Genomic DNA, 25,279 nt, shown 5'->3' on the forward strand with positions numbered 1-25,279 from the left:
CGCGCGGGCTGGGCGGGGGAGGCGGCTGCGGCGTCGTGGGCGGGGGCGGCGGGGTCGGCGGACACCCCCGCACGCTAACACCTCTCGCCGCGCCGTCGCGGACCGGTCGGAGTGATCGGAGGGTGCCGGCGCACCGGACGAACCGACCGGCGCGCCCGCGCCGCGCATCCGGCAGAATCGTCCTGCGCCGGGCGCCGATGGCGACGGCTTCGCCCTCACCCGAAGGACGCGCCCCGATGACCGAGAACTGGCTCCTCGCCCGACCCGATGTCGACCTCGCCGAGGTGCGCGCGCTCGCCCGCGACGCGTACGGCGTCGACGGTGCGCTGACCGAGCTCGGCAGCCAGCAGGATCGCAACTTTCTCGTGCGCTCCGACGCCGGGGCGGCGATCCTGCTGAAGATCTTCCACCCGACGGTGGATCGGGCCGCGGTCGAGCTCCACATCGCGGCGTCCGACCGGCTCCGGTCCGAGGGCGTGCTCACTCCCGAGGTCCTGCGCACGGCCGGCGGCGCCCGCACGACGTCGATCGCGTGCGACGGGGACGCCACCGCCCTCGTCGCGGCGTTCGAGGTCGTCGACGGCGTGCCGCTGTCCGACGTCACGGAGGCGGACGGCGCGCAGGCGGAGGAGCTCGGCGAGCTCGTCGCCGAGGTCGCGAGCGCGTTCGCCGGAATGGACGCCGAGGACACCGACCGGCAGCTGCAGTGGGAGCTCGGCAACGCCCTGTCCGTCGTCGAGCACCTGATCGGAGACCTGCCGGACGAGCGCAGAGAGCTGTGCCTGGCCGCCGCACGTCGCGCCGCGACCGAGCTCGCCGACGTGGCCGCCGACCTCCCGCGCCAGCTCATCCACGGCGACCTCACCGCCGACAACGTCATGCGCGATCGGCGCGGCCGGCACTGGGTCATCGATCTCGGCGACACGGCGACGTCGTGGCGCGCCGCCGAGCTCGCGATGCTGCTCGCCGACCTGTTGGGGCGCACGGGCGACCTGGCGATCGTGGCCCGGGCCGTCGCGGGGTTCGATGCGCGCACACCGCTGACGGACGACGAGCTGCAGGCGCTCTGGCCGCTCGTCGTGCTGCGCGGGGCGGTTCTCGCGGTCAGCGGGTGGAGCCAGCTGCGCATCGATCCGGGCAACGACTATGCACGTGAGCGCGTCGAGCACGAGTGGCAGGTGTTCGCCCGTGCGCACGGGCTCCCCTCGGAAGAGGTCGAGGCTCAGCTGCGGCTCGCCACCGGTCGGCCGCACCGGCGCGGCCTGGTGTACCGACCGGTCCTTCCGGACGGCGCCGAGGTGCTCGACCTCGGCATCCGCAGCCCCCTGCTCGACCGCGGTCGGTGGACGACCCCCGGCTCCGAGATCGATCTCGTCCGCGCCGCGCTCTCGCACTCCCCGGTCGCGGTCCTCCGCTTCGGCGAGGCCCGGGGGACGCGGGTGTCGACGGACGTGACCCGGCCCGCCGCGGCGCGCGCCCGGTGCGTGGATGTCTGGGCGCGCCCCGGATCCGCCGTGCGGGCCCCGTTCGCCGGCATCCTGTCGATCGTCGTCCCCCTCGTCGACCCGGCCTCCGCGGCGACGGGGGCTGAGGCATCCCCCGTCGTCGAGGTGAGCGACGGCGGCGTGGTCGTGCGCTTCGCGGGGCTCGATCCCGTCGCCGTCGCCGGCCCGGTCGAGGCGGGCGCCGTCCTCGGCCGGATCGCCGAGAGCGCGCCGGGACTCGGCCGGCTGCGCGTGACACGCCGCATGCGGGACGCCGCCCCCGACGCCGCGTTCACGACCGCGGACGGCGAGGCCGAGACGCCCGGCGCGACCGATCCGTCGCCGATCCTCGGCGTCGAGCGGGCCGCCGACCCCGTGCGGGCGACCCGCCGGGCGCGCCGGACCCGGGAGGCCGTGATCGGCGCCGCCGCGGAGCGCTTCTACGCCGAGCCGCCGCAGATCGAGCGTGGCTGGGGCGCGCTCCTGATCGACACGCGCGGACGCGCCTACGTCGATCTCGTCAACAACGTGTCGGCGATCGGGCACGCCCATCCCGTGTTCGCCGACCGCGTGGCGCGCCAGCTGCACCTGCTCAACACGAACTCGCGCTTCCTGTACGACGCGTACGCGCAGTTCGCGGAGCGCCTGATCGCACACGCCCCCGACCCGTCGCTCGACACCGTCATCCCGGTGAACAGCGGCTCTGAAGCGGTCGACCTGGCGCTCACCCTCGCCCGCGTCGCCACCGGACGCCGTGACGTGATCGCCCTGCGCGAGAGCTACCACGGCTGGACCAGCGCGGCCGACGCAGTGAGCACCTCGGCGTTCGACAACCCGTCCGCGGCCGCATCGCGCCCCGCGTGGGTGCACCTCGTCGACGCGCCCAACGCCTACCGGGGCCGCCACCGCGGGCCCGGTGCCGGCGCCGCCTATGCGGCGGAGGTCGCCGACCTCGCACGCGCCCTCGACGAGGCGGGGACGCCCGTGGGCGCCGTCATCTGCGAGCCGGTCCTCGGCAACGCCGGCGGGGTGATCCCGCCGGCGGGGTACCTCGCCGCGGTCGCCGACACCGTCCGTTCTCGGGGCGGGCTCGTGATCGCCGACGAGGTGCAGGTCGGCTACGGCCGCCTCGGCGACGCCTTCTGGGGGTGCACCCTGAACGGCGTCGTGCCCGACATCCTCGCCGTCGCGAAGGCCGCCGGCAACGCCTACCCGCTGGGCGCCGTGCTCACCCGGCGCGAGATCGCGGATGCGCTGGCGCGCGAGGGCACGTTCTTCTCCTCGGCCGGAGGAACCCCCGTGAGCGCCGTTGCCGGGTCGGCGATCCTCGACATCATCGATGCGGAGGGGCTGCAGGCCAACGCGGCCCGGGTCGGCCGCGTGATCGCCGACGGGGTGCGCGGGCTCGCCGACAGGCATCCCCTGATCGGCACCGTCCACGGGTCGGGGCTCTACCTCGGCATCGAGCTGGTCCGCGACCGGGAGAGCCTCGAGCCGGCCCGCGCCGAGGCGGCGGAGGTGTGCGAGCGGCTGCTCGACCACGGCTTCATCGTCCAGGCCGCATCGGAGCGGCAGAACGTGCTCAAGGTCAAGCCTCCGCTCACCCTCACCGAGGCCGACGCCCGACGTTTCATCGGCGCGCTCGACGCCGTCCTCAGGGGGATCGGGGACTGACCGCGCCCCTCGATGACGACGGGGACGTGCCCTCCGGCGCCGACGAACCTACAGTGGGAGGGATGACTTCCACGCCGCAGAACCCGCGTCCCGTGTCGTTCCCGCCGCTCGAGCGGCGCGCCCCCGAGGAGCTCGGCCTCCCGGCCCCGGCCCTGCTCGCGCTCGCCGATCGGCTGCAGGAGGAGGGCCTCGACCCGCACGCGCTCCTGATCGCGCGCGGCGGTGTGGTCGCGTTCGAGACGGCCTGGGAGCCGTACCGCCTGGATCTGCCGGCGCTCGTGTACTCGGCGTCGAAGACCTTCACCTCGCTCGCGATCGGATTCCTCGCGGACGAGGGCCGCCTCGGTCTCGACGACCCGGCCGGCGACCTCCTCGGCGTCGCGGACGCGCAGGCGATCACGGTGCGCCATCTGCTGACGATGAACACCGGTCACACCCCCGCGCAGATCGAGCGCATCGGCTTCGACCCCGCGGCGCTTCTGACGACGGCTCCGGAGCACGCTCCGGGCAGCCGTTTCGCGTACAACTCGCCCGCGACCTACACCCTCTCCGCGATCGTCACCGCGCTCACCGGCGAGCAGCTCACCGCCTACCTGCGACCGCGTCTGCTCGACCCGCTCGGGATCGGCGAGCGCTGGATGAGCTCCGAGCACGGGATCGAGCTCGGAGCATCCGGGTTCCACGTGACCGTCGAGGACCTGGCCCGCACGGCGACCATGCTCGGCGCCGGCGGAGCATTCGGCGGCGTGCAGGTGGTGCCCGCCTGGTACGTGGACGAGCTCAGCCGGCCCTGGTCCGACTCCGCCGTCTTCGACGGACCCCCCGCCGCAGAGGGCGAACAGGGTGACTGGGCGATGGGCTACGGCTACCAGGTCTGGCGGGGACGGCACGGGTTCCGCCTGGACGGCGCGGCCGGTCAGTTCGGTCTCGTGATCCCCGAGCACGACCTCGTGATCGCCTATCAGGGCGCGACCCTCGACACCCAGGCGACCCTGCGCGCCTTCTGGGCCTTCGTCGACGCCGTCGCCGTCGCCGAAGCGGCCGGGGGCGCCGCCGGGTCCGGTGGGGTCGGCGCCGGCGTCGACCGGCCTTCCGAACTCGTTTCCGCCGCGGCCGGGGAGGCCGTTCCCGCCCGCGACAGCTGGGGCGGGCGTGCTCTCTTCGCGCTGATGCGCGAGGCCCGGTTCGACACGGAGGGCCTGGCCCTCGCCGACGCCGGGGCCGGGGCGGATCCCGGGTGGGTTCTGACTTTCCCGGGCGTGGGTACGCTCGCGGTGACCACCTCCTGGCGCGCCGTCGTGTGCGAAAAGCAGGCTGAAGCCGCACCCGCCGGCGGCGGCGAGCCCGTGGAGGTCGATCCGGCCTGCTCGCGGGACGCCGAGCCGCGCTACCTCCGGCTCGCGACGCGCGGCGAGCGGCGTGGCGACGGCTCCGTGCTCGTCCACGTGGTCGACACCACCTCTCCGCACCGCGCGATCATCGAGCGCGACGTCGAGGGGCGTGTCGCGGCGGGGTGGCACATCCCCCCGCTCGGCGGCGGCTGGGACGCCCTCCGCGTGCCCGAGTCGGTGACCCGCGTCGTCGCGCCCGCCGCAGCGCTCCTCCTCGACATGGACGGCACCCTCGTCGACTCGCACGCCGTGGTGGAGCGGCTCTGGACCCAGTGGTCCCTCGATCACGGTGTCGACCCCGAGCGGACGCTCGCGGTGATCCACGGGCGGCAGGGCCAGGAGTCCATGGCGATCCTCCTCCCGGACCGCCCGCACGAGACGAACATCGCCGAGAACGCCGCGCTGCTGGCCGCCGAGACCGCCGAGACCGCCGGCGTCGTGGCGATCCCCGGAGCGGCCGAGCTCCTGGCATCCCTCGAACGCGACGGCGTCCCCTACGCGCTGGTGACCTCGGCGACGATCGAGCTCGCGACCGCGCGTATGCGGGCCGCCGGGCTGCCGCTGCCCCCGGTCGTGATCGCGGCGGCGGATGTCGAGCGCAGCAAGCCCGACCCCGAGGGCTTCCTGGCGGGGGCGGCGGCGCTCGGCGTCGACCCTGCGCGCTGCATCGTCGTCGAGGACTCGGCCAACGGCATCGCCGCGGGTCTCGCCGCAGGCATGCGCGTCATCGGGGTCGGCCCCCACGCCGCCGAGGCGTCTCCGACCTGGGTCGCCCCCGATGCCTCCGCCATCCACGTCTCCGCCGGCGCCGTCCGCATCTCCCTCTGCTGAGCCCCGCCCCGGCGCATCCGTGTCGCTTCTGGTCGCTCTGGCGGGTCCGAAGCGACGGTTCGTGACACGAATCCGGGCGCGCGGCGACCACGCGCGACCCCGAACCTGCGAGACGGATGCCGCAGGGGCTGCACCTGGGGCGGGGAGCGCCGCGCGGCCCGCGCCTCACGCGCGGGGCGAGGATCAGTGCTCGCCGGGCTGCCGGTGGCCCTCGCTGAAGCTCAGGCTCTTGCCGAAGGCCTTCCCGATGATCAGGGCGACGCCGACGATCACGAGGCCGATCGCGAGACCGGCGACGGCGGACACGAGGGTGTCGCCCACCCAGACGACGACCGGCCCGGCGGGCTCGAGTGCGTGCTCCACCGCGTGCAGCAGGTCGACCGGCGCGTGCCAGCCCACCTCGCCGAGGTTGGCCAGCACGAGGTGACCGCCGACCCACAGCATCGCGACGGTGCCGACGATCGAGATCACCCGGAAGACGCCCGGCATCGACCGCACGATACGCATCCCGGTGTGCCGCACCCGGGATGACGGGCTCTTGGCCATCCGCAGGCCGATGTCGTCGATCTTGACGAGCAGGGCGACCGCGCCGTAGACGAGGGCCGTCATGGCGAGGGCGATGACGGCGAGCACCGCGAGCCGCAGCCAGAAGTCCAGGTCGGGGTCGACGTTCGACAGCCCGATGAGCATGATCTCCGTCGAGAGGATGAGGTCGGTGCGGACGGCTCCGAGCACGAGCCTCTTCTCGTCGCGCCCGCCCTCGTCCTCGGGGCCCGCGTGGTGGAATCCGAACCACTCGAGCACCTTCTCGGCCCCCTCGAAGCACAGATACGCGCCGCCGACGATCAGCAGCCACGGCAGCACCCACGGGGCGAACGCCGTGAGCAGCATCGCGAGCGGGATGATGATGAGGAACTTGTTCGCGAGCGACCCGAGCGCGATCCGCCCGACGACGGGCAGCTCCCGCGCGGGGCTCAGGCCCTGCACGTACTGCGGGGTGACCGCGGCATCGTCGATGACGACGCCGGCGGACTTCGCGGATGCCTTCAGGGCGGCACTGAGGATGTCGTCGACGACGGCGAGCAGACCCACGGACATGCGTGCAACAGTACCGGCCGCCGAAGCGGCGTCTGCGCGACTTGCGCGGCCCGAATCGATTCGATACGGTGGACCCGTGGCGCTCCGTCGGGGGGCGCCCTTCGTCGTTTCCCGAAGAGTCTCCGCATGTCCCGCACCCTCACCACCGGAAGCCCCTGGCGGGTCATCCTCGCCTTCTCCGTGCCGCTGCTCATCGGCAACGTCGTCCAGCAGCTCTACCAGTTCGCCGATGCGATCGTGGTGGGCCGCCACCTCGGCGTGGACGCCCTCGCCGCCGTCGGCGCGACGGGCAGCCTCCTGTTCCTCCTGCTCGGCTTCGCCTGGGGGATGACGAGCGGCTTCGCGATCCCGACGGCGCAGGCCTTCGGCGCGCAGGACCACGCCGCCGTCCGCCGCTCGGTCGCGGCGGGCACGATCCTCACCGTCGCCACCACGGTCCTGCTCACCGTCGTCGCTCCGCTTCTCTCCGAGCCGGCTCTCGTGCTCCTGCAGACCCCGCCGCAGCTGCTCGCCCAGGCGACCGTGTTCGCCCAGATCAGCTTCCTCGGCGCGGGCGCCATCATGGGGTTCAACTACCTCTCCGCGATCATCCGCGCGATCGGCGACTCCCGGACGCCCCTCGTGTTCCTCACGATCTCGTGCGCGCTGAACGTCGCGCTCGTCGTCACGATGGTCGGGCCGCTCGGCTGGGGCGTGGCCGGTGCCGCCCTCGCCACGGTCGTGGCGCAGGCGGTCTCGGTCGTCCTGTGTCTCGAGTACGTGCGTCGGCGGGTGCCGGTGCTGCACGTCGGGCGCCGCGACTGGCGCGTCACGCGTGCCGAGCTGGCCGAGCACCTGCGCCTCGGTCTGCCGATGGGATTCCAGGCGTCGATCATCGCGATCGGCACCCTGACCGTCCAGGTCGCCCTGAACACGCTGGGTGCGGATGCCGTCGCGGCGTACACGACGGCGTCGCGCGTCGACGGGCTCGCCGTCGCGCTCCTGCAGTCCCTCGGCCTCGCCGCGTCGATGTACGCCGCGCAGAACCTCGGCGGTCGCCGCCCCGATCGCATCCGTCGCGGCGTGCGCCAGGCCATCTGGATGGCGCTCGCCGTCGGAGCGGTGCTGGGCGTGCTCATGATCACCCTCGGCGCGACGCTCGTGCGCCTGTTCGTCGGGGATGCGGCTCCGCAGGTCGTCGACATGGCGGCCCTCATGCTCCACATCAACGGAGTCAGCTACTGCGCCCTCGCGGTGCTGTTCATCCTCCGCGGCGCGCTGCAGGGGCTCGGATCCACCGTGATCCCGACCGTCACGGGCATCGTCGAGCTCGCGATGCGGGTGGGGGCCGCGGTCGTGCTCGGCCATGTGCTCGGATTCACCGGCGTCGTGTGGTCGAACCCGCTCGCGTGGATCGGAGCGTGCGTGATCCTGGTGCCCGCCTACGTCCGCGCCCACCGGAGGCTCGCCCGGATGCCCGTCGACCCGCGGGAGGTCACCGCCACGACCACGTTCCCCGTGATCGGACCCACCGACGGGTCGATGGCGGTGGACGCCGTCGTCACCGCGTCGGTCCCGGTGGTCTCCCGGCCGCGCGCGGGCAGACGCGCCCGCGTGGGCGGCGGCGGCCACCGCACCCGCTCCCGGGGGTAGCCTGGCGTGGTCGGCGGGCGCCCCGCCCGACCGCAGACGGGACGACCGCCCACGAGGAGGCAGCCATGAGAGCCGTTCTGGACGACATCGTGATCGCGGAGGCTCCGCGCGAGGAGCTCCTGTCGATCGAGGGCAACTGGTACTTCCCGCCGTCGAGCGTGCACGAGGAGTACCTCGTGGCCTCGCCGACGCCGTACACCTGCCCGTGGAAGGGCGAGTGCCAGTACTTCACGGTGAGGGCGGGCGGCCAGGAGCTCGCCGACCGGGCGTGGAGCTACCCCCACCCCTATCCGTCGGGAATCGAGCGCGTCGGCGCGGACTTCTCCGACTACGTCGCCTTCTGGAAGGAGATCCGTGTCGTCGACTGATGCCGTGACCCCGGCGGTGGCGCAGCTCACCGAGATGCCCGAGCCGCAGTTCATCATGGTCGGCGACGGGCTGCGCATCGCGACCTACTCGTGGACCCGTGACGACGGACTCGACGACCCGGTCGTGGTGGTCGTCCACGGGTTCGCCTCGAGCACGAAGGACAACTGGGTCGCCACGGGCTGGGTGCGCGATCTGCTGCGTGCCGGCTACCGCGTCATCGGGCTCGACCAGCGCGGGCACGGCGCGAGCGACAAGCCGCACGATCCGCACGACTACGACCTGCGCCAGCTCGCGGGCGACGTGGAGAGCGTCCTCGACACCTACCTCGTCGACGAGGCGCTCTACGTCGGGTACTCGCTCGGTGCCCGAGTCGGGTGGGAGGTGATCCAGGACATCGCGCACCGCATCCCCCGCGCGGTGCTCGGCGGCGTGCCGGACGGCATCCCGCTCGCGCGCCTCGACATCGGCCAGGTCCGCGCGCTCGTCGAGCACGGCACGCCGGTGACGGATGCCGTCACGCAGAACTACATCCGCCTCACCGAGCGCGTTCCCGGCAACGACCTGCGGGCGCTCCTCGCGATCGCGGGCGGCATGCGCGACTCGAAGACGATCGACCCCGACCCCGATCCCGCGCACGCCCCGCAGCAGCCCGTCCTGTTCGCGACCGGGTCGCTCGACGCCATCATCGACGGGTCGCGGGCGCTCGCCGCCGCGTGTCCGCAGGGCCGGTTCCTGGAGATCCCCGACCGGCATCACTTCAACGCACCCGGCTCGCGCGTGTTCCGGGCGGATGCGATCGCGTTCCTCGGCGGGGAGCGGGGAGCCGCATGATCCGGCTCGCGACGATCGGCTCGAGCGCCATCACCGAGAGGTTCGCCGACGCCGTCGCGCGCACCGAGGGCATCCGCATCGACGCCGTCTTCTCCCGGGACGCCGAGCGTGCCCGCGCCTTCGCGGATCGACTCGGCGTCGCCGGGGCGAGCGACGACCTCGACGCACTCCTGAGGTCGGGCACGATCGACGCCGTCTACGTCGGGTCGCCCAACGGGGCGCACGCCGCGCAGGCGCGGGCGGCGATCGAGGCGGGAGTGCACGTCTTCCTCGAGAAGCCGGCGACGCCGACCTCGGCGGAGTTCGCCGATCTCGTCGCCGCGGGCCGCGAGAACGGCGTCGTCGTGTTCGAAGGCATGCGCAACGTCTACGATCCGGGCATGGCCCTCGTGGCGAGCCTCCTGCCCGAGGTCGGCCGGGTCCGTCTGGTCTCGTTCGGGCAGTCCCAGTACTCGGCGCGGTACGACCTGGTCCTCCGCGGCGAGACGCCGAACATCTTCGACCCCGCTCTCGCCGGCGGCGCTCTCTTCGACCTCGGCGTCTATCCGCTTAGTGCGATCGTGCACCTTTTCGGAGCGCCCGAGTCGGTCGTCGGCTCCACCGTCACGATCGCGACGGGCGCCGACGGTGCCGGCGCGGCGGTCCTCTCCTACCCCGAGCTCGTGGCGCAGGTCTCCTTCTCGAAGATCGGGTTCTCCGCGCGCCCCAACGAGATCCAGGGCGAGCGGGGGACCATCGAGATCGACGAGATCACCGCTCCGCGCGAGGTGTCGGTGACCCTCCGGGACGGATCCCGCACCGTGCACGCGGTCGACGGCGACGAGAACAACATGGTCTACGAGGTCGCGCGGTTCGCGACTCTCGTCCGCGGCGAGGCGGATCCGTCGCCCGACCAGGAGCGCAGCCTCGCGGTCCTGCTGGCCGTCGAGGCGATCCGCCGTTCCGGGCTCTGACCGGTCCGGGACGACGGGCGGCCGTCGGGTGCGGCCGCCCGTCTGCCGGGGGGAGTCGTCAGGACAGCGGAAGCGCCGCCGGGCGGCGGAACGGCACCGGGACGTAATCGCCGCTGCGTCCCGCCTGCCCGAACACGACCATGCGCTCGGCGACCATCTCCGACATCGCCTGGCGCCCGGCGGAGGCCGCGGGTGCGGGGTCGGCGCCGAGCTTGTCGGCGAACATGCGCTGACGCATCGCGGCCGAGTACGCCATGTGCGAGTCCATCCCCTGGTTGATCTTCGTCACTCCCAGCTGCGTGGAGCGTGCCTTCTCCTCCTCGGGGACGCCCCACGACTCCGGGAGCCCGCCCCCGTGGGCGTTGATGATCTCGCGCAGGTGCGCCGGGAGCGAGGAGGACCCGTGCATCACCAGGTGGGTGTTCGGGATGGTCGACGCGATCTCGGAGATGAGGTCCATGTGCAGCACCGATGCGTCGGGCGGCGTGAGGAACTTGTACGCGCCGTGCGACGTGCCGATCGCGACCGCGAGCGCGTCCACGCCGGTGCGCTCGACGAACTCCTTCGCCTCCTGCGGATCGGCGAGGACGATCTCCGCGTGCGACGCGCCGTCCTTCGAGCCGCCGATCGTGCCGAGCTCGCCTTCGACCGACACGCCGCGCTCGCGCGCGTAGTCGGCGACCTCGATCGTGAGGGCGATGTTCTCGTCGAAGGAGTTGACGCGCCCGGTGGCGTGGTCGATGCTCCCGTCGATCATCACGCTCGAGAATCCCGCGTCGATCGCTCGCCGGCACGCCTCGGGCGTCGGGCCGTGGTCGAGGTGGACGACGATCGGCACGTCCTCGTAGTGGTCGACGGTGCGCAGCATCAGGTCCCAGAACAGCTCGTCGGAGGCGAAGGCGGATGCTCCGACGATCGTCTGGACGATCACGGGGGACTGGGTGCGACGGGCCGCGTCCAGCACCGCCTCGACCTGCTCGATGTCGGTGACGTTGAACGCGCCGATGCCGTAGCCGCCCGCCCGCGCGTGGTCGAGGGCCTGACGGAGTGTGATGAGGGTCATGGTCGTGCAGCCTTCCGCTTGATCGAGACCTCCCAAACAATAACAGAACGAGACTCATTTACTTTCTTTTTGTTTCGGTTTTCTCGACAATGGGCGCAAGAGACAGGGAGGCGCTGTGGATCAGCAGGTCGTCGTGGGGATCGATTTCGGAAGCTCGCGGATCAAGGCGGCGGCGTATCGTCGCGACGGCCGCGTCGTCGGCGCGCTGTCGGCCGCGACGCCCCTGGCCGTCACTGCGGAGGGGGACGACTTCCTCGTCCTGCGGATGCTGGAAGAGGCCGCATCCCTCGTGCGCGGTCTGGACCTGCCGCGCGGCGCGGTCGCCGGCGTCGGACTGAGCTCGATGGGGGAGGTGGGAACGATCCTCGCCGACGGCGTGCTCGCGGACATCGCGTTCCCGTCGTGGTACGACGGCCGTGGTGCGGAGGTCGTCGCCCTCCTCGAGCGACGCTGGGGCGCGGATGAGCTTCGCCGCGCCACCGGAAACCACGCGCGTCCCGCGTCGACGGTCGCCAAGCTGGGGCATCTCGCCGGTCGGGAGCGACTGCCCGAGGGGATGTTCCTCGGGCTCTGCGGCGCCTTCGCGTGGCAGCTGACCGGCAGGCCCTGGCAGGAGGCGGGCTTGGCCGTCACGAGCGGCGTCTACGACGACGGCCGTGCGGGCTACCTTCGGCACGTATGGGAGGACGCGGGACTGAGCGGCATCGAGCTGCCGCCGGTCCGCCCGGCGGGCCATGCGGAAGCCGCATCCACACCGCTCGCACTCGACCTCGGACTCGCGGACGGCGCGCCCGTCGTCATCGCGGGGCACGATCACCCCGTCGCGGCCGTCGGCGCCGGAGTCCGCCGCGGGGAGGTGGCGGACTCGATGGGCACCGGCGAGGCTCTGATCGCGGTCGTCGACGCGGCCGACGACCCACGTCACCGCGATGCCGCTCTCGCCGCCGATCCCTACATCTCCTTCGAGGTGTGGCCCCCCACCGGTGAGCCGCTCGTCGTGTGGGAGCGGATGCGTCCGGGGCTGGCCATGCGCTCCTTCGTGGAGCACTCCGGGACCGATCGCGCCAGCCTCGAGGCGCACGCTCCGGCGAGCGCGTCGACCGGTGCCGTCGATGAGGCGGTGTCACTGGCGCTGGAGCGCGGCGAGGACGGCGGGCTGGCGCCCACGGCGGCGTCGTGGGCGGCGATCATCGAGTACTACGTCGCACTCGCGAACCGGGGCCAACGGATCGTGCGGGAGATCGCCGGCGCCGCCGGCCCGACCGTGCTGACGGGAGGGGGGCTGCGATCCCCGCGGTGGCGACGCGCCAAAGCGCTGCGGGGGCGCGCGCCGATGGTGGTCTCGACGATCGAGGAGACGGTCACGCGGGGCTGCGCCGCCATGGCGGGCGCGGCGGCCGGGTGGTGGACGGACGCACAGTCGATGCCGGGCGCCGAGCGCGTCTCGATCGGCGTCCATGCCGTCGCCGACATGGACGCGGCGGTCGCCCGCATCGGTAGCTGAGCCGACAGAAGACGCGGAGATCGAAAGGCGGACGGCTCCGGGTGGATCCGATCCGGGTGATAGTGTCGCCTCGTGTTCGCATCAGAGCGTCGGGCGGCGATCCTCGCCACCATCCTCGAGCACGGGAACGCCCGCACGGCGGACCTCGCCGCGGGGCTCGGCGTCTCCGAGGTGACGATCCGCAACGACCTCGAGGTGCTCGAGCGGCAGGGGCGGGTGGCCCGCGAACACGGTGGTGCGACCTTGCCGGAGGCGCCGATCGTCGGCTTCGACGCGCGGGTGTCGCAGGCGGTCGAGGCGAAACAGCGGATCGCGGCGGCGGCGGCTCGCCTCGTCACCGACGACATGACGATCATCCTCGACTCCGGGACGACGATCTTCGCGCTCGCCCGGCAGCTGCCCGCCGTCTCGGACCTCGTCGTCCTCACGCCCGGCATCAATGTGGCCCTCGCCCTGATGGACGTGTCGGGCATCGAGGTCCGGCTGCTGGGCGGACGCCTCGTGCCGCGCATCTCGGCGACCGTCGGCTCGGTCCGTCAGCAGGGCCTCGCGGGGGAGATCGCCCACATCGCCTTCCTCGGCGCGGGGGGCATGGACCTCGACCACGACGTCGTCGAGGGCACGATGGACATCGCCGAGTCGAAGCGGTCCCTCGCGGCCGCCGCGCGCAAGCGCGTGCTGCTCGCCGACTCGACCAAGTGGTTCAGCGTCGACCGGCACAAGGTGATGAACGTCTCGGGATTCGACATCGTGATCACCGACTCGGACATGCCCGACGAGGTCCAGGATGCCATCCGCGCGTCCGGTCCTTCGCTGATCGTGGCCTGAGCGCGCGCCCCGTCGCGGGCGCCCTCACCCGCCGAGCGTGCGGCGTCGTCGTGCGCCCGCCGCCCGCATCCGCCGGCTCTGCACACCGCGGCGACGCGGCTCGGTCGATGACCGTGACGTAAAAGATATGAAAAGAAAGCCTTATGCTTTCGTTTACTGTCGTATACAGTGGGCGACAGCCGCTCCGGCGGTGGTGGCGGATCCCCACTGCAGGGTCGCCAGAGGAACAGCACGACCACGGTGACATCCCGGGACGTGTCCATCTCAATGAGGAGAGGCAATATGAAACGCAAGGTGCTGGCGCTTGCCAGTCTGGGTGTTGCGGCAACGCTGGTTCTGAGCGGATGCACGGGTGGTTCGGGCGGTTCGGGCGGAGCGTCCGATGCGGGCGGCGACGTCACCCTCGACTTCAGCCAGTGGTGGGAGGTCGAGCTCAAGCCGGGCGTCATGCGCGACCTGATGGATCGCTTCGAGGCGGAGAACCCCGGCATCAAGGTGAACCTGATCTCCAACCCGTACTCTGCGACGGTCGATCTGCAGACCGCGGGCGCCGCGACCGGCACTCTCGCCGACATCGTCGCGATCAACGGTGCGAGCGTCTACGACCTCAAGACGCAGGGCGCCATAGCGAACCTGTCGACGCTGATGGACGACGCCGGCTTCGACCCCTCGGAGCTCGTGAGCAACGACCAGATCGACGGGGCGACCTACATGGTGCGCGCGCTCAACTTCGTCTACCCGATGTACTTCAACACGGATCTGCTCACCGCCGCCGGGGTCACGAAGATCCCGACGACGCGCTCGGAGTTCACGGCCGCGGCCGCGGCCGTGACCAACCCGTCGAACAACGTCTACGCGTGGTCGCTCCCGATCAACGTGCAGTCGCCGGCGGGCTTCGACTCGCAGGCGTGGCTGTGGGCCGCGGGCGGACGCTTCCTCAAGGACCGCCAGCCCGACTTCGAGACGCCCGACGTCAAGGACACGCTGTCGTTCCTGCAGGCGCAGTACCAGGCGGGCTACGTCGCCCCCGGGGCGTTCACGCAGAAGGAGGAGAACAAGGTCGAGGAGTTCACCGCCGGGCGCAACGCGATGATGATCGCATCGCTGGCGCACATCAACGGCATCCGCCAGTCGAACCCCGACCTGCACTTCACGATCGGAGCCGTGCCCACGGCGGACGGGTACACCGGCAAGCAGGGCATCGCCGGTGCGAGCTGGGGTCTCGGCGTCGCCGAGAACAGCGAGCACAAGGATGCGGCGTGGAAGCTCATCCAGTGGCTGGTCAGCACCGACATCAACTCCGAGCTGGCCACCGACGCGACCGGCTTCCCGGGGAACAAGAACTCCGTCCCCGGCTTCGTGGAAGGCGATGAGCTGTTCCAGAAGGCGTTCGACGTCTACAGCAACAGCGAGCTCGTCACCGAGCTCGAGGGCCTGCCGAAGGCGCTCGACCTCAACCGCAACCTGAACGAGAACCTCGTGAAGCTGCTGGAGGGCGACCAGAACGTCGACCAGACGGCCACCGCGCTGCAGGACTACTGGACGCCGATCCTCAAGTAGCAGGTCCGCACCGTCCGAGGGTCCGCCCGCAGCATCGCGGCGGGCGGACCCCCATCCCCCCGTGAGGAACAACCATGACCTCGACATCGACATCGGCACCGGTGGCGCCGGCGAAGGCGCCGACGCGACCCGGTCAGCGACGTCGGCGGGCGCTCGACAACGTCGCCGCGTACTCCTACATGTCGCCCACGCTCATCGTGATGTCCATCATGATGGCCGTCCCCATCGTGCTGGTGTTCGGCTACTCGATGCTCAGCAACGTCGTCACCGAGAAGAACCCGACGTTCGTCGGTCTCGACAACTTCGTCACGCTGCTCACCGACCCGGCGTTCCTGCAGGCCATCGGGAACACCCTCGTCTTCACGGTGATCTCGGTGTTCTTCCATCTCGCGCTCGGCCTCGCGTTCGCGCTGCTGCTCAACAGCCGTCTCATCCCGCGGTTCGCGACGACGATCTTCCGCACGATCTACATCCTGCCCTGGGTCTTCACCGCCTCGATCGTCGTGATCCTCTGGCAGCTCATGCTGAACCCGAACGGCGTCGTCAACTACCTGCTCGAGTCGATGCACCTGATCGACCACAAGGTCGAGTGGCTCTCCGATCGCGACCTCGCTCTCGGCACCGTGATGTTCATCAACATCTGGGCGGGCTACCCGTTCTTCATGGTCAGCATGCTCGCCGGCCTCCAGGGCATCTCGGCCGATCTCTACGAGGCCGCCAAGGTCGACGGCGCCGGAGCGGTGTCCCGATTCCTGCACATCACGATCCCGCAGCTGCGTCCGATCATCATCGCGATGGCGATGCTCGACTTCATCTGGAACATGCAGCAGTTCTCGATCGTGTGGCTCGCCACCGGCGGCGGCCCGGCCAACGCCACCGAGACGATCGCCACGTACACCTACAAGCTCGCGTTCTCGAAGTACGAGTTCGCCCTCTCGTCCACCAGTGGAGTGATCCTGTTCGCCATCTCGATGATCGTCGCGCTCGTGTACGTGCGCCACCAGACGGCGAGGGACTGACCATGTCGCGCTCGACCCGTCGCCTCATCGCCGCGATCGCGGTCTTCGTCGCCCTGCTCATCGGAGCGTTCTACGCCGGATTCCCCGTCGTGTGGATGATCTCGAACTCCGTCAAGCCCAACACGGAGATCTTCGCCTACCCGCCGAGCCTGATCCCGCAGACGTTCACGTGGGACGCCTACGTGTCGGTGGTCACCGACCCGAAGAAGATCCGCTTCTTCGTCAACAGCTACGTCGTGTCCGCCGGCGTGGTCGTGTTCACGCTGTTCGCGGGCATCATGGCCGGCTACGCCCTGAGCCGCTTCGACTTCCCGTTCAAGAAGACGCTCAACTCGGTCATCATCTCCGTGCAGGCCGTGCCTCCCATCACGCTCCTGATCCCCTACTTCGGCCTGGTCGTCGCGCTGCGCCTGTACGACACCTACTGGGCGCTGATCCTCACCTACATCGTCGCGACCATCCCGTACGCGATCCTCATGATGACCGGGTACTTCAACACCATTCCGCGAGAGCTCGACGAGGCGATCAGGATCGACGGCGGCGGTACTCTGCGCACGCTCTGGCAGGTGCTGGTCCCGGTCGCCACCCCGGGCATCGTGTCGGTCGGCACGTACACGTTCATGGTCGCGTGGAACGAGTACCTGTTCGCGCTCGCGCTGACCAAGAACGGTGACATGCGCACCGTGCCGGTCGGCATCCAGCTGCTCATGGGCGAGCACTCGTTCAAGTGGAGCGAAATGATGGCCATGAGCGTTCTGGGATGCCTCCCCGTGCTCATCGTCTTCATGCTGTTCCAGCGGCAGTTCGTCGGTGGGATGACCGATGGTGCGGTCAAGAGCTGATGTCCCCCCACTTCTTCATCACCCCTCAGGAAGGCAGTAGATAGATGCTCGTCAGCGGAAAGCACATCGTGGACACGGCGTACCGGCACGGGTTCGCGGTCCCCGCGTTCAACATCAGCGACTACGGGATGCTGCGCGCGGCCCTCGCCGCGTGCGAATCGGCGGGCTCGCCGATGATCGTGTCGATCCACCCCGCCGAGTGGGAGCTGATGGGCGACGAGTTCCTCGCGTCGACCATCGCGCTCGCGCGGGCCGCCGCGATCCCGGTGGCGATCCAGCTGGACCACGGCGCGACGTTCGAGCAGGTGATCGGAGCGATCCGCCTCGGCTTCACGTCGGTGATGATCGACGGCTCGCTCCTGCCGTACGAGGAGAACGTCGCCCTCACGCGCAAGGTCGTGGAGGCGGCGCACATCGTCGGGGTGTCGGTGGAGGGCGAGATCGGCACGATCGGCCCCCGGGACCCGAAGACGGCGGAAGAGCTGGCCGACATCGTCTACACGACCCCCGAGCAGGCGGCGCGGTTCGTCGCCGACACCGGCGTCGACTACCTCGCCGTGGCGGTGGGAACATGCCACGGCGTGTATCCGGCGGGTGTGGCGCCCAAGATCGAGGTCGACCTCGTCGCGCGTCTGCGGGACGCGACGCCGGTCCCGCTCGTCCTGCACGGCGGCTCGGGCGCTCCCGACGACGAGGTGTCCGAGGCGGTCACCCGGGGCGTGGCCAAGGTGAACATCTCCGCCGACATGAAGCTGGCGTACTTCGCGCGGTTGCGCGAGGTGCTCGAGGATCCTCGTCAGCGTGAGCCCCACGACATCTACCCGCCCGCCCTCGAGGCCGTCGAGGACGTCGTCCGCCACAAGGTGGAGGTCTTCCGCGCCGCGGGGGGCGCGCGTCACTACGGCCTGCAGACGGAGGCGGCGCCGGCGGCTCCGCGCTGGGAGGGCGCGCCCGTCCTGGAGCACTGAGTACCGAGCGCGGACGCGGCGATCGGCCTAAGGTGATCCGCAGGGATGCCCGCGCTGTGCGGGCATCCGTCGTCGCCGGTCCGCGCACGGCGCCCGGCGACACGACCTGCGAGGAGTGTCCAGATGGCCGACACGGGCAACGGATTCAGCGCCGAGGAGCGCGCCGCGATGGCGCAGCGCGCCGAAGAGCTGCGCTCGACGAAGGGCCTCAAGGGGGCCGCGAAGCTCGCGCGCGAGCTCGAGGCGTGCGCCGAGGCGATCGACGCGCTCGCCGGCGTCGACGGCGAGCTCGCCCGGGCGGTGCACCGCATCGTGGTCGAGGAGGCTCCGCACCTGGATCCCAAGACCTTCTACGGCTTCCCGGCGTACGCCGCCGACGGCAAGGTCGTCGTGTTCGTGCAGCCGGCGTCGAAGTTCGACACCCGATACCCCACCGTGAACTTCACGGAGGATGCGCATCTCGACGACGGCGACCTGTGGGCGACCTCGTTCGCCGTGGTCGCGGTGACACCGGCCGTGGAGGACAGGGTGCGCGATCTCGTCCGGGCCGCGGTCGCCTGACGGCGGCCACCCCCTCCGGTCGAGCGTGGCCGCCGGGGGGACGACCTAGACTGGGAGGGTTCCGTTTTCTCCTGCCCGGATGAGCCTGCCGTGACCGACGTCGCCTCCCGCACCTTCGAGGTGCGCCACCTGCAGCTCGCGCGCGCCCTGCTCGCGGCGATGGCGGCGGTGATGATCACGTTCTCGGCCGATCACTCGGCCGCCGTCGGGCTCGCGGTGTTCAGCGGATTCGCGATCGCGACGGGTCTCGTCCTGCTGCTGGCCGCCTGGCTCGTGTACCGGCCCGGATCGCGCGCAGCCGCGGTGCTCCTGGGCGTCGTGTGCCTGGTCGCGGGCATGGTCACGGGCATCCCGCCCCTGCGGACGACGGCGCTCTTCTTCGTCGTCGTGATCACGTGGGCCGCGATCACCGGCGTCGCCGAGCTCGTCGCGGGGCTGCGCGCCCGCCGCACCGGTGACCCCACCGCTCGCGATGCGATCCTCATCGGCGCGGTGACGATCGCCCTGGCGATCGGCCTCCTCCTCGTGAACCCGGCCTACAGCCTCGAGTACGTCATCCGCGAGGCCGGCCCGAACGGGACGAGCTACACCCTCACCGGCATCACGATCGGCGTCGGCGTATTCGGCGGGTACGCGGCCATCGTCGCCGTGTTCCTCGGCATCGCCGGCTTCTCGCCGCGCCGCGCCCCCGGGGTTCCCGTTCCGGAGGCCGCGAGTGCGGTCATCGACCCTCGTCCCGCCGGCGCAGCGCCGACCCCGCCCGCAGGAGAGACCGCATGAGCGATCATCGCCCGACCCGACGCGACCTGATGAAGCCCGTGCAGCTGCTCGGCTTCGCGTTCGCGGCGGCCGCCTTCGGCGGGATCATCGCGCTCGTCTCGATGGGGTTCTTCCAGGACCTCGGCGGGGACGCGCGCGCACAGGTCGTCGTCGTCTCGCTCGTGGTTGCGGGGATCTCCTTCATCGCGACCCTCGTGATCATCGCGCTGCTGATGCTGGCGGTCGATCCCGCGCAGGTCACCAAACCGGTCGACCGTCCCGTGCTGATGGACGGCGAGACGCCCGACCCGGACGCTCCCCGCTCCGGGACCCCGCGCCGCGGGCACTGACCGGCGATACCGGCGCGCGGACGCGAGGACGAGAGGTCCGCCCGGGCGTCAGAGCTCGTCGACGAGAGCGTCGGCGAGACCGATGTACGTCGCGGGCGTGAGCGCGATGAGCCGCGCCTTCGCGTCGGCGCCGATGTCGAGACCGTCGACGAACGCGGCGAGCTCCGGCGCCCCGACGCGGCGTCCACGCGTGAGGTCCTTCAGGAGGGCGTAGGGGTCGGTGATCTGCGAGCGGCCGGCGACGATCTCGGCGCGCACCACGGTCTGGATGGCCTCGGCGAGCACCTCCCAGTTCGCATCGAGGTCGGCCAGCAGCACGTCGCGGGCGAGCAGGATCTCCGTGAGGCCCCGCTGCAGGTTGTCGAGGGCGAGCAGCGAGTGACCGAAGGCGACGCCGATGTTGCGCTGCGTCGTCGAGTCGGTGAGGTCGCGCTGCATGCGGCTCGTGACGAGGGTGGTCGCCAGCGTCTGGAACAGGCCCCCGGCGATCTCGAGGTTCGCCTCGGCGTTCTCGAAGCGGATGGGGTTGATCTTGTGCGGCATCGTCGACGACCCGGTGGCACCCGCGACGGGGATCTGGGCGAAGAAGCCCATCGAGATGTACGTCCACACATCCGTCGCGAGGTTGTGCAGGATGCCGCCCGCGTGCCGCACCCGGTCGTAGAGCTCGACCTGCCAGTCGTGCGACTCGATCTGGGTCGTGAGGACGTTGAACTGGATGCCGAGGCCCTCGATGAACGACCGCGACAGCGCCGGCCAATCGACGTCCGGGGCGGCGGCGAGGTGCGCCGACCAGGTGCCGGTCGCTCCGGAGAACTTCGCGAGGTACTCGCCGCCCTCGATCTGCGCGGCGACGCGCTCCAGACGCCACGCGAAGACGGCGATCTCCTTGCCCATGGTCGACGGCGTGGCCGGCTGTCCGTGGGTGCGCGACAGCATCGGCGCATCGCGGTGCTCGCGGGCGAGGTCGCCCAGGGCGCCGATCACGGCGCGCAGCTTCGGCAGCCACACGTTCTCGACGGCGCGCCGGACCGTCAGGGCGTACGAGGCGGAGTTGATGTCCTCGCTCGTGCAGGCGAAGTGGGTCAGCTCGGCGACGGCGTCCAGCCCGAGGGACGACAGCCGGTCGCGCACGAGGTACTCGACGGCCTTGACGTCGTGACGCGTCACCGCCTCCTTCGCGGCGAGCCAGTCGATCTCCGCCTGACCGAACCCGAGATAGAGGGCGCGGAGGGCATCCTTCTGCGCATCCGTCAGCGGCGCGGAACCGAACAGCGACCGGTCGGTGAGCGCGATGATCCACTCCACCTCCACCTCGACCCGCGCGCGGTTGAGTCCCGCCTCGGACAGGTAGTCGGCGAGGCCGGCGACGGCGGCGCGGTAGCGGCCGTCGAGGGGGCTCAGCGGCTGCGGGGGAAGCGAGGTGGCAGAGGTCAAGACGCGGGCTCCGATCGGTGACTGCGGGCGCTCAGGACGTCGGACGGATCGCGGGTTCGAGTTGCCGGAAGAGCGCCCGGCTCGCACTCTCGATCATAGCGAGCACCTCGTCGAACATCTGCGGGCCGCCGTAGTACGGGTCGGGCACGTCCAGGGCTCCGTCGGCGGACTCGTCGAACGAGAGGAGGAGGGCGAGCTTGTCGGCGTCGTCCGAGCTTCGCGCCCAGCTGGTCAGGATCCGCTCGTGCGAGCGGTCCAGCGCGACGATCAGGTCGTGGCGGTCGAAGTCGTCGAGCGAGAACTGCCGTGCCCGGTGGTGCTCGCCGTCGTAGCCGCGTCGGGCCAGCGCATCGATCGTCCGGGCATCCGCTCGCTCGCCCACGTGCCAGTCGCCGGTCCCCGAACTCGTCGACGTGACGTACGCGTCCAGACGCGCACGCTCCGCGAAGTCGCGGAACACGATCTCCGCCATGGGGGACCGGCAGATGTTGCCGGTGCACACGAAGGCGACGCGGAAGGGCTCGGCACGACGTGGCATCCCCTCATTCTGGACGAGTCGCGGTCGTGAAGGATAGGTCCTCCCGATATGTCCGGCCCGTTCCGCGCGTCTCCTCCTCCCCGACGGCGGTCTCGCCCGAACCGTCCACCGATCGCGGGATCGCCCGCCCGTGCGCCGGGGTGAGCGGGCAGGGTCGGAACATGGACCCGCCGCACGACCCCGCGACCGCCGAACGGATCGACGCGGCCCGACGGCTCCTGGAGGATGCCCGGGGCAGGGGCGTACTGCTGCGCGACCGCATCGCGTCCCTGTCCGAGGCGACGGCCTGGCGGGCACGGGCCATGGAACGCTTCCGCGAGGGGATGGCCTGCCTGGAGGACGACCTCCTCCGGATGCTGCGGGGGATCGACGCGGCGGAGCGCGATCTCGGGCGGCCGGGAGGTGTCGGCGACGTCTCGGCACTGTTCGGGAGCGGGGGAGGGTAGGCGTGTCGGATGACACCGGTTCGACGGCCGAGGGCGACCTCGAGATCCGCAGCGGAGGGATCGTCGTCGTCGACACGGCGACCCTGCGGTCGGTGGCGGCGGGACTGCTCGCCGCCGCCGCGGAGTGCGGCGACGTGCGCGAGATCCTCGAACGAGCGCGCTGGGCGCTCGGGGAGTCGGGGGTGTGGATCTTCCCGCCCGGCGGCGCCGCCGCGGACGCCCAGGACCGCTGCCGTCGCCTCGCCGCGGATCTGCACACCATGGCCGACACGTACGAGGTGGCCGAGCTGCTCGCCGCAGCCGCAGCGGCGGACGCCGGGGGCGACGCCGGGCTCGCGCGAACGATCCGCTCGCGCGCCCGTGCGATCGTCGCGGCCGATCCGGCCATCGCGCTCCGGCTCGCCGCGGCGACGGTGACGTGGCGGATCGAGACGGCGGCCGCTCTCGGCGATCAGTACCGCGCGCCCGGGTCGATCGGGGCCTCCTCGCCGTGGGGTGCGGATGCGCTGGCCTCCCTCGGCGTCGGCGCGGTCGGGCTTCTGGGACTCGGCGCCCTCCCCGCGGGCTCCCGGCTCACCGGACCCTCCGCGTCGACCCACGTCCGTCGCCTCGGCGGCGGTCGCACCACCGCGCCCACGTCGCTGACGCAGATCGTCGACCGCATCCCGCGCGGCGAGGGCCGCGTGCGCGTCGAGCGGTACACGATGGACGGCGGCCGTCGGCGGTTCGTCGTCTACGCCGCCGGCACCGCGCCCGGCGGGCCGGCCGAGGAGGCCTGGGACGCCCGGTCGAACATCGAGCTGTACACCCGGACGCGGAGCGCGTCGTTCGACGCGACGATGGCCGCCGCCGCGGAGGCGGGGGCGCGCAGCGGCGATCGCGTGATCCTGGTCGGCTACTCGCAGGGTGCGATGGTGACCTCGTTCGTGGCGCTCTCCGGAGAGTTCGACGTGCCGTTGCTGATCACGTTCGGCGACCCGGTCGAGGCGGCGGTCGACCCGGGCACGCTGAGCGTCGCGGTGCGCCATCTCGATGACCCGATCTCGGCGCTCGCCGGGGGAGGCCTCGACACCGGCACGGGCGCCGCCGGGAGCTTCGTCGCCTCGCGGGCATCGCCCGGGACGGCCTTCGACGGCGACGGGATGTGGGGGCAGCACGGCCTCGACGCCTATCGGGACACGGCCCGCCTGCTGGATGCGTCGGGTGATCCGCGGATGGACGCCGTCCGCGCCCGGTGGGGTGAGCTCGCGCGGGCCCGATCCGTCGAGGCGTTCGTCTACGGTGCCGCACGCGGCACCGCGCCCGGGAGGGCTAGCGGCGGCGCGACGTCTGGGGGCGCAGGATGATCCCGAACACCCAGTTGATCAGCGAGATCAGGAGGGCGGCGACGACGGCGAGCCAGAAGTCGCCCACGCTCAGGCCCCAGCCCCACCATCCCGTCGACCACGCGGTGATCCACAGGAGCAGGCCGTTGACCAGGAGCGAGATGAGGCCGAGGGTGAGGATGTAGAGCGGGAACGCGACGACTCTGATGACGGTGCCGATCACCGTGTTGACGAGGGCGAACACGGCCCCGACGGCGAGGAGCGTCAGCACGAGCTGAAGGGTCTCGCCCGGCGGGAACGGGGTGACCACGACCTCCAGGGCCGTGATCAGGGTCACGACCCAGATGGCGAAGGCGTTGACGACGACGCGGACGATGAATCGCATGGTGCGCCCAGTCTCCCACGGGACGCCCCGGGCGTCACGGGGCGTCGGTCATCCGTAGACTCGCGGTGTGACCGATCTGCCCGTCCGCATCCGTCCCGAGATCGCCGCGCTGCCCGCCTATCGGCAGGGCAAGCAGGCCGGCGACGACGCGTTCAAGCTCTCCAGCAACGAGAACCCGTTCCCCCCGCTGCCGAGCGTCGTCGCCGCCGTCCAGTCCGCGATCGCCTTCAACCGCTATCCGGACGCCTCGTCGCCGCGACTGCGGGCGCGCCTCGCGGAGCGCTTCGGGGTGTCCGACGATGCCGTGCACATCGCCGCCGGGTCGGTGTCGATCCTGTTCCAGCTCGCCCAGGCGACGAGCGGGCCGGGCGACGAGATCCTCTTCTCGTGGCGCTCGTTCGAGGCCTACCCGGGGCTCGCGGTGGTCGCCGGGGCGACGGCGGTCACCGTGCCCAACACCGCCGGAGGCGCCCACGACCTCGAGGCGATGGCGGACGCCGTCACCGACCGCACGAGGCTGATCATCGTGTGCACGCCGAACAATCCGACGGGCCCCACCGTGACCCAGGCGGGTTTCGAGGCGTTCCTCGCCCGTATCCCGACGGATGTCCTGGTCATCCTCGACGAGGCGTACACGGAGTTCGTCACCGACCCCGACGCCGTCGACGGGCGCACGATCGTCTCGGCGGGGCATCCGAACGTCGTCGTGCTCCGCACGTTCTCGAAGGCGTACGGACTCGCCGGCCTGCGCGTCGGCTACGCGGTCGGCCACCCCGGCATCCTCGCCGCGGCGCGCAGCACGGGCATCCCGCTGTCGGTGACGGCTGCGGCCGAAGAGGCGGCGCTCGCCAGTCTCGACGCCGAGGACGAGCTGCTCGAGCGCGTGCGCGACATCGCCGGGCGGCGTGACGCCCTCGTCGCGCGGCTGCGCGAGACCGGGTGGGATGTCCCCGACGCGCAGGGCAACTTCGTCTGGCTCCCCGCCGGGGACCGCGCGCTCGAGGTCGCCGCCGCGTTCGAAGAGGCCGGGCTGATCGTGCGGCCGTTCGCGGGCGACGGCGTGCGCGTCTCGATCGGCGAGCACGAGGCGATCGACGACATCGTGCGTGTGGCCGCTCTCACCGCTTCCTGACCCGCGCCCCCGGGGGTCTGCTCTGGGTGGGTTTCGCCCTGGTGGGTTTCGCCCTGGTGGGTTTCGCCCTGGTGGGTTTCGCCCTTCGGGTTCGGGGTCGCGTCTGGTCGGTGTTCTGCCCGAATGGCGACCTGAGGCGACCCCGAACCTGCGCGGGGGCGACCACAAGCGACCCCGAACTTGCGGAGCGCCCGGTCTGATGACCACACGTCACCCCGAACTCGAACGGGGTGACCACACACGACCCCGAACCTGTGGGGTCTTTCCCTGGGGGGCACAAGTCAAGTTCGGGGTCGCGT

The 25,279-nt window shown here is 71.5% G+C and carries 23 protein-coding genes; 18 read left to right on the top strand and 5 right to left on the bottom strand.

Annotated features, from left to right (window positions below; translation table 11 throughout):
• Positions 1-236: 236 nt before the first annotated feature.
• Together WFI00_RS04810 and WFI00_RS04815 are read left to right on the top strand one after the other, a co-directional pair.
• Positions 237-3,158: an aminotransferase class III-fold pyridoxal phosphate-dependent enzyme gene (locus WFI00_RS04810; protein WP_336630342.1), complete on the top strand. Its 2,922-nt coding sequence runs from the start codon at positions 237-239 to the stop codon at positions 3,156-3,158.
• A gap of 62 nt (positions 3,159-3,220) precedes the next feature.
• A complete protein-coding gene (locus WFI00_RS04815) occupies positions 3,221-5,380 on the top strand; it encodes an HAD-IA family hydrolase (protein WP_336630343.1) in 2,160 nt (719 codons plus the stop codon).
• A gap of 183 nt (positions 5,381-5,563) precedes the next feature.
• Here WFI00_RS04815 and WFI00_RS04820 read toward each other — a convergent pair whose 3' ends face one another.
• Complete coding sequence (locus WFI00_RS04820) at positions 5,564-6,478, bottom strand: DUF808 domain-containing protein (protein WP_336630344.1); 915 nt, start codon at positions 6,476-6,478, stop codon at positions 5,564-5,566.
• A 126-nt stretch (positions 6,479-6,604) separates the two neighbouring features.
• On the opposite strand from WFI00_RS04820, the gene WFI00_RS04825 reads away from it, so the two are divergent.
• From WFI00_RS04825 to WFI00_RS04840, 4 genes are all read left to right on the top strand, one after another.
• Positions 6,605-8,110 carry an MATE family efflux transporter gene (locus WFI00_RS04825; RefSeq protein WP_336630345.1) on the top strand — a complete coding sequence of 502 codons (1,506 nt, stop codon included), beginning with the start codon at positions 6,605-6,607 and terminating at the stop codon, positions 8,108-8,110.
• Positions 8,111-8,175: 65 nt separating this feature from the next.
• Positions 8,176-8,478, top strand: a complete 303-nt coding sequence (locus tag WFI00_RS04830) for a DUF427 domain-containing protein (RefSeq protein WP_336630346.1) — start codon at positions 8,176-8,178, stop codon at positions 8,476-8,478.
• Between the two features lie 34 nt (positions 8,479-8,512).
• Positions 8,513-9,310, top strand: coding sequence for an alpha/beta fold hydrolase (locus tag WFI00_RS04835; protein WP_336630820.1), 798 nt, complete (start codon positions 8,513-8,515; stop codon positions 9,308-9,310).
• Entirely contained in the window at positions 9,307-10,263 is a 957-nt protein-coding gene (locus tag WFI00_RS04840; RefSeq protein ID WP_336630347.1) for a Gfo/Idh/MocA family protein, read from the top strand. Before WFI00_RS04835 ends, WFI00_RS04840 begins: the two co-directional genes overlap by 4 nt.
• A 58-nt stretch (positions 10,264-10,321) precedes the next feature.
• Here WFI00_RS04840 and WFI00_RS04845 read toward each other — a convergent pair whose 3' ends face one another.
• On the bottom strand, positions 10,322-11,326 hold the full coding sequence (locus tag WFI00_RS04845; RefSeq protein WP_336630348.1) for a ketose-bisphosphate aldolase: 1,005 nt from the start codon (positions 11,324-11,326) through the stop codon (positions 10,322-10,324).
• A 115-nt stretch (positions 11,327-11,441) separates the two neighbouring features.
• On the opposite strand from WFI00_RS04845, the gene WFI00_RS04850 reads away from it, so the two are divergent.
• The 9 genes from WFI00_RS04850 to WFI00_RS04890 all read left to right on the top strand — a co-directional run bounded on the left by WFI00_RS04850 (position 11,442) and on the right by WFI00_RS04890 (position 19,717).
• Positions 11,442-12,830: an FGGY family carbohydrate kinase gene (locus WFI00_RS04850; protein ID WP_336630349.1), complete on the top strand. Its 1,389-nt coding sequence runs from the start codon at positions 11,442-11,444 to the stop codon at positions 12,828-12,830.
• Positions 12,831-12,902: 72 nt separating this feature from the next.
• Complete coding sequence (locus WFI00_RS04855) at positions 12,903-13,658, top strand: DeoR/GlpR family DNA-binding transcription regulator (RefSeq protein ID WP_336630350.1); 756 nt, start codon at positions 12,903-12,905, stop codon at positions 13,656-13,658.
• A 282-nt stretch (positions 13,659-13,940) separates the two neighbouring features.
• Positions 13,941-15,218 (top strand): ABC transporter substrate-binding protein, encoded by a 1,278-nt coding sequence (locus WFI00_RS04860; protein ID WP_336642275.1) that lies wholly within the window; start codon positions 13,941-13,943, stop codon positions 15,216-15,218.
• 74 nt (positions 15,219-15,292) lie between these two features.
• Positions 15,293-16,237 (top strand): carbohydrate ABC transporter permease, encoded by a 945-nt coding sequence (locus WFI00_RS04865; protein WP_336630352.1) that lies wholly within the window; start codon positions 15,293-15,295, stop codon positions 16,235-16,237.
• A gap of 2 nt (positions 16,238-16,239) precedes the next feature.
• Positions 16,240-17,079, top strand: coding sequence for a carbohydrate ABC transporter permease (locus tag WFI00_RS04870; RefSeq protein WP_336630353.1), 840 nt, complete (start codon positions 16,240-16,242; stop codon positions 17,077-17,079).
• 44 nt (positions 17,080-17,123) lie between these two features.
• Positions 17,124-18,047, top strand: a complete 924-nt coding sequence (locus tag WFI00_RS04875; RefSeq protein ID WP_336630354.1) for a class II fructose-bisphosphate aldolase — start codon at positions 17,124-17,126, stop codon at positions 18,045-18,047.
• Positions 18,048-18,170: 123 nt separating this feature from the next.
• On the top strand, positions 18,171-18,608 hold the full coding sequence (locus tag WFI00_RS04880; protein WP_336630355.1) for a hypothetical protein: 438 nt from the start codon (positions 18,171-18,173) through the stop codon (positions 18,606-18,608).
• Positions 18,609-18,698: 90 nt separating this feature from the next.
• Positions 18,699-19,388 (top strand): acyl-CoA synthetase, encoded by a 690-nt coding sequence (locus WFI00_RS04885; RefSeq protein ID WP_336630356.1) that lies wholly within the window; start codon positions 18,699-18,701, stop codon positions 19,386-19,388.
• Entirely contained in the window at positions 19,385-19,717 is a 333-nt protein-coding gene (locus WFI00_RS04890) for an amino acid transporter (RefSeq protein WP_336630357.1), read from the top strand. Before WFI00_RS04885 ends, WFI00_RS04890 begins: the two co-directional genes overlap by 4 nt.
• A 48-nt stretch (positions 19,718-19,765) precedes the next feature.
• Here the strand turns inward: WFI00_RS04890 and purB are convergent, their stop codons facing one another.
• Complete coding sequence (gene purB, locus WFI00_RS04895; RefSeq protein ID WP_336630358.1) at positions 19,766-21,154, bottom strand: adenylosuccinate lyase; 1,389 nt, start codon at positions 21,152-21,154, stop codon at positions 19,766-19,768.
• Positions 21,155-21,185: 31 nt separating this feature from the next.
• A complete protein-coding gene (locus WFI00_RS04900) occupies positions 21,186-21,692 on the bottom strand; it encodes a low molecular weight protein-tyrosine-phosphatase (protein WP_336630359.1) in 507 nt (168 codons plus the stop codon).
• Positions 21,693-21,853: 161 nt separating this feature from the next.
• Here WFI00_RS04900 and WFI00_RS04905 point away from each other — a divergent pair, with 161 nt between their 5' ends.
• Positions 21,854-22,138: a hypothetical protein gene (locus WFI00_RS04905; protein ID WP_336630360.1), complete on the top strand. Its 285-nt coding sequence runs from the start codon at positions 21,854-21,856 to the stop codon at positions 22,136-22,138.
• A 2-nt stretch (positions 22,139-22,140) separates the two neighbouring features.
• A complete protein-coding gene (locus WFI00_RS04910) occupies positions 22,141-23,484 on the top strand; it encodes a hypothetical protein (protein WP_336630361.1) in 1,344 nt (447 codons plus the stop codon).
• On the opposite strand, the gene WFI00_RS04915 is transcribed toward WFI00_RS04910, so the two are convergent.
• The gene (locus WFI00_RS04915) at positions 23,450-23,848 is read right to left on the bottom strand and encodes a phage holin family protein (RefSeq protein ID WP_336630362.1); all 399 of its coding nucleotides are present in this window, start codon (positions 23,846-23,848) and stop codon (positions 23,450-23,452) included. The genes WFI00_RS04910 and WFI00_RS04915 overlap by 35 nt on opposite strands.
• Positions 23,849-23,915: 67 nt before the next feature.
• On the opposite strand from WFI00_RS04915, the gene WFI00_RS04920 reads away from it, so the two are divergent.
• Positions 23,916-24,980 (top strand): histidinol-phosphate transaminase, encoded by a 1,065-nt coding sequence (locus WFI00_RS04920; RefSeq protein WP_336630363.1) that lies wholly within the window; start codon positions 23,916-23,918, stop codon positions 24,978-24,980.
• Positions 24,981-25,279: the final 299 nt, after the last annotated feature.

It is taken from the genome of Microbacterium sp. MMO-56, assembly GCF_037146215.1.
Classification (GTDB): domain Bacteria; phylum Actinomycetota; class Actinomycetes; order Actinomycetales; family Microbacteriaceae; genus Microbacterium.

Bases quoted from the DNA above. Each gene is read 5' to 3' on its own strand.
- WFI00_RS04810 (WP_336630342.1), top strand. From the start codon at position 237: ATGACCGAGAACTGGCTCCTCGCCCGACCCGATGTCGACCTCGCCGAG.
- WFI00_RS04815 (WP_336630343.1), top strand. From the start codon at position 3,221: ATGACTTCCACGCCGCAGAACCCGCGTCCCGTGTCGTTCCCGCCGCTC.
- WFI00_RS04820 (WP_336630344.1), bottom strand. From the start codon at position 6,478: ATGTCCGTGGGTCTGCTCGCCGTCGTCGACGACATCCTCAGTGCCGCC.
- WFI00_RS04825 (WP_336630345.1), top strand. From the start codon at position 6,605: ATGTCCCGCACCCTCACCACCGGAAGCCCCTGGCGGGTCATCCTCGCC.
- WFI00_RS04830 (WP_336630346.1), top strand. From the start codon at position 8,176: ATGAGAGCCGTTCTGGACGACATCGTGATCGCGGAGGCTCCGCGCGAG.
- WFI00_RS04835 (WP_336630820.1), top strand. From the start codon at position 8,513: ATGCCCGAGCCGCAGTTCATCATGGTCGGCGACGGGCTGCGCATCGCG.
- WFI00_RS04840 (WP_336630347.1), top strand. From the start codon at position 9,307: ATGATCCGGCTCGCGACGATCGGCTCGAGCGCCATCACCGAGAGGTTC.
- WFI00_RS04845 (WP_336630348.1), bottom strand. From the start codon at position 11,326: ATGACCCTCATCACACTCCGTCAGGCCCTCGACCACGCGCGGGCGGGC.
- WFI00_RS04860 (WP_336642275.1), top strand. From the start codon at position 13,941: ATGAAACGCAAGGTGCTGGCGCTTGCCAGTCTGGGTGTTGCGGCAACG.
- WFI00_RS04865 (WP_336630352.1), top strand. From the start codon at position 15,293: ATGACCTCGACATCGACATCGGCACCGGTGGCGCCGGCGAAGGCGCCG.
- WFI00_RS04870 (WP_336630353.1), top strand. From the start codon at position 16,240: ATGTCGCGCTCGACCCGTCGCCTCATCGCCGCGATCGCGGTCTTCGTC.
- WFI00_RS04875 (WP_336630354.1), top strand. From the start codon at position 17,124: ATGCTCGTCAGCGGAAAGCACATCGTGGACACGGCGTACCGGCACGGG.
- WFI00_RS04880 (WP_336630355.1), top strand. From the start codon at position 18,171: ATGGCCGACACGGGCAACGGATTCAGCGCCGAGGAGCGCGCCGCGATG.
- WFI00_RS04890 (WP_336630357.1), top strand. From the start codon at position 19,385: ATGAGCGATCATCGCCCGACCCGACGCGACCTGATGAAGCCCGTGCAG.
- WFI00_RS04900 (WP_336630359.1), bottom strand. From the start codon at position 21,692: ATGCCACGTCGTGCCGAGCCCTTCCGCGTCGCCTTCGTGTGCACCGGC.
- WFI00_RS04905 (WP_336630360.1), top strand. From the start codon at position 21,854: ATGGACCCGCCGCACGACCCCGCGACCGCCGAACGGATCGACGCGGCC.
- WFI00_RS04915 (WP_336630362.1), bottom strand. From the start codon at position 23,848: ATGCGATTCATCGTCCGCGTCGTCGTCAACGCCTTCGCCATCTGGGTC.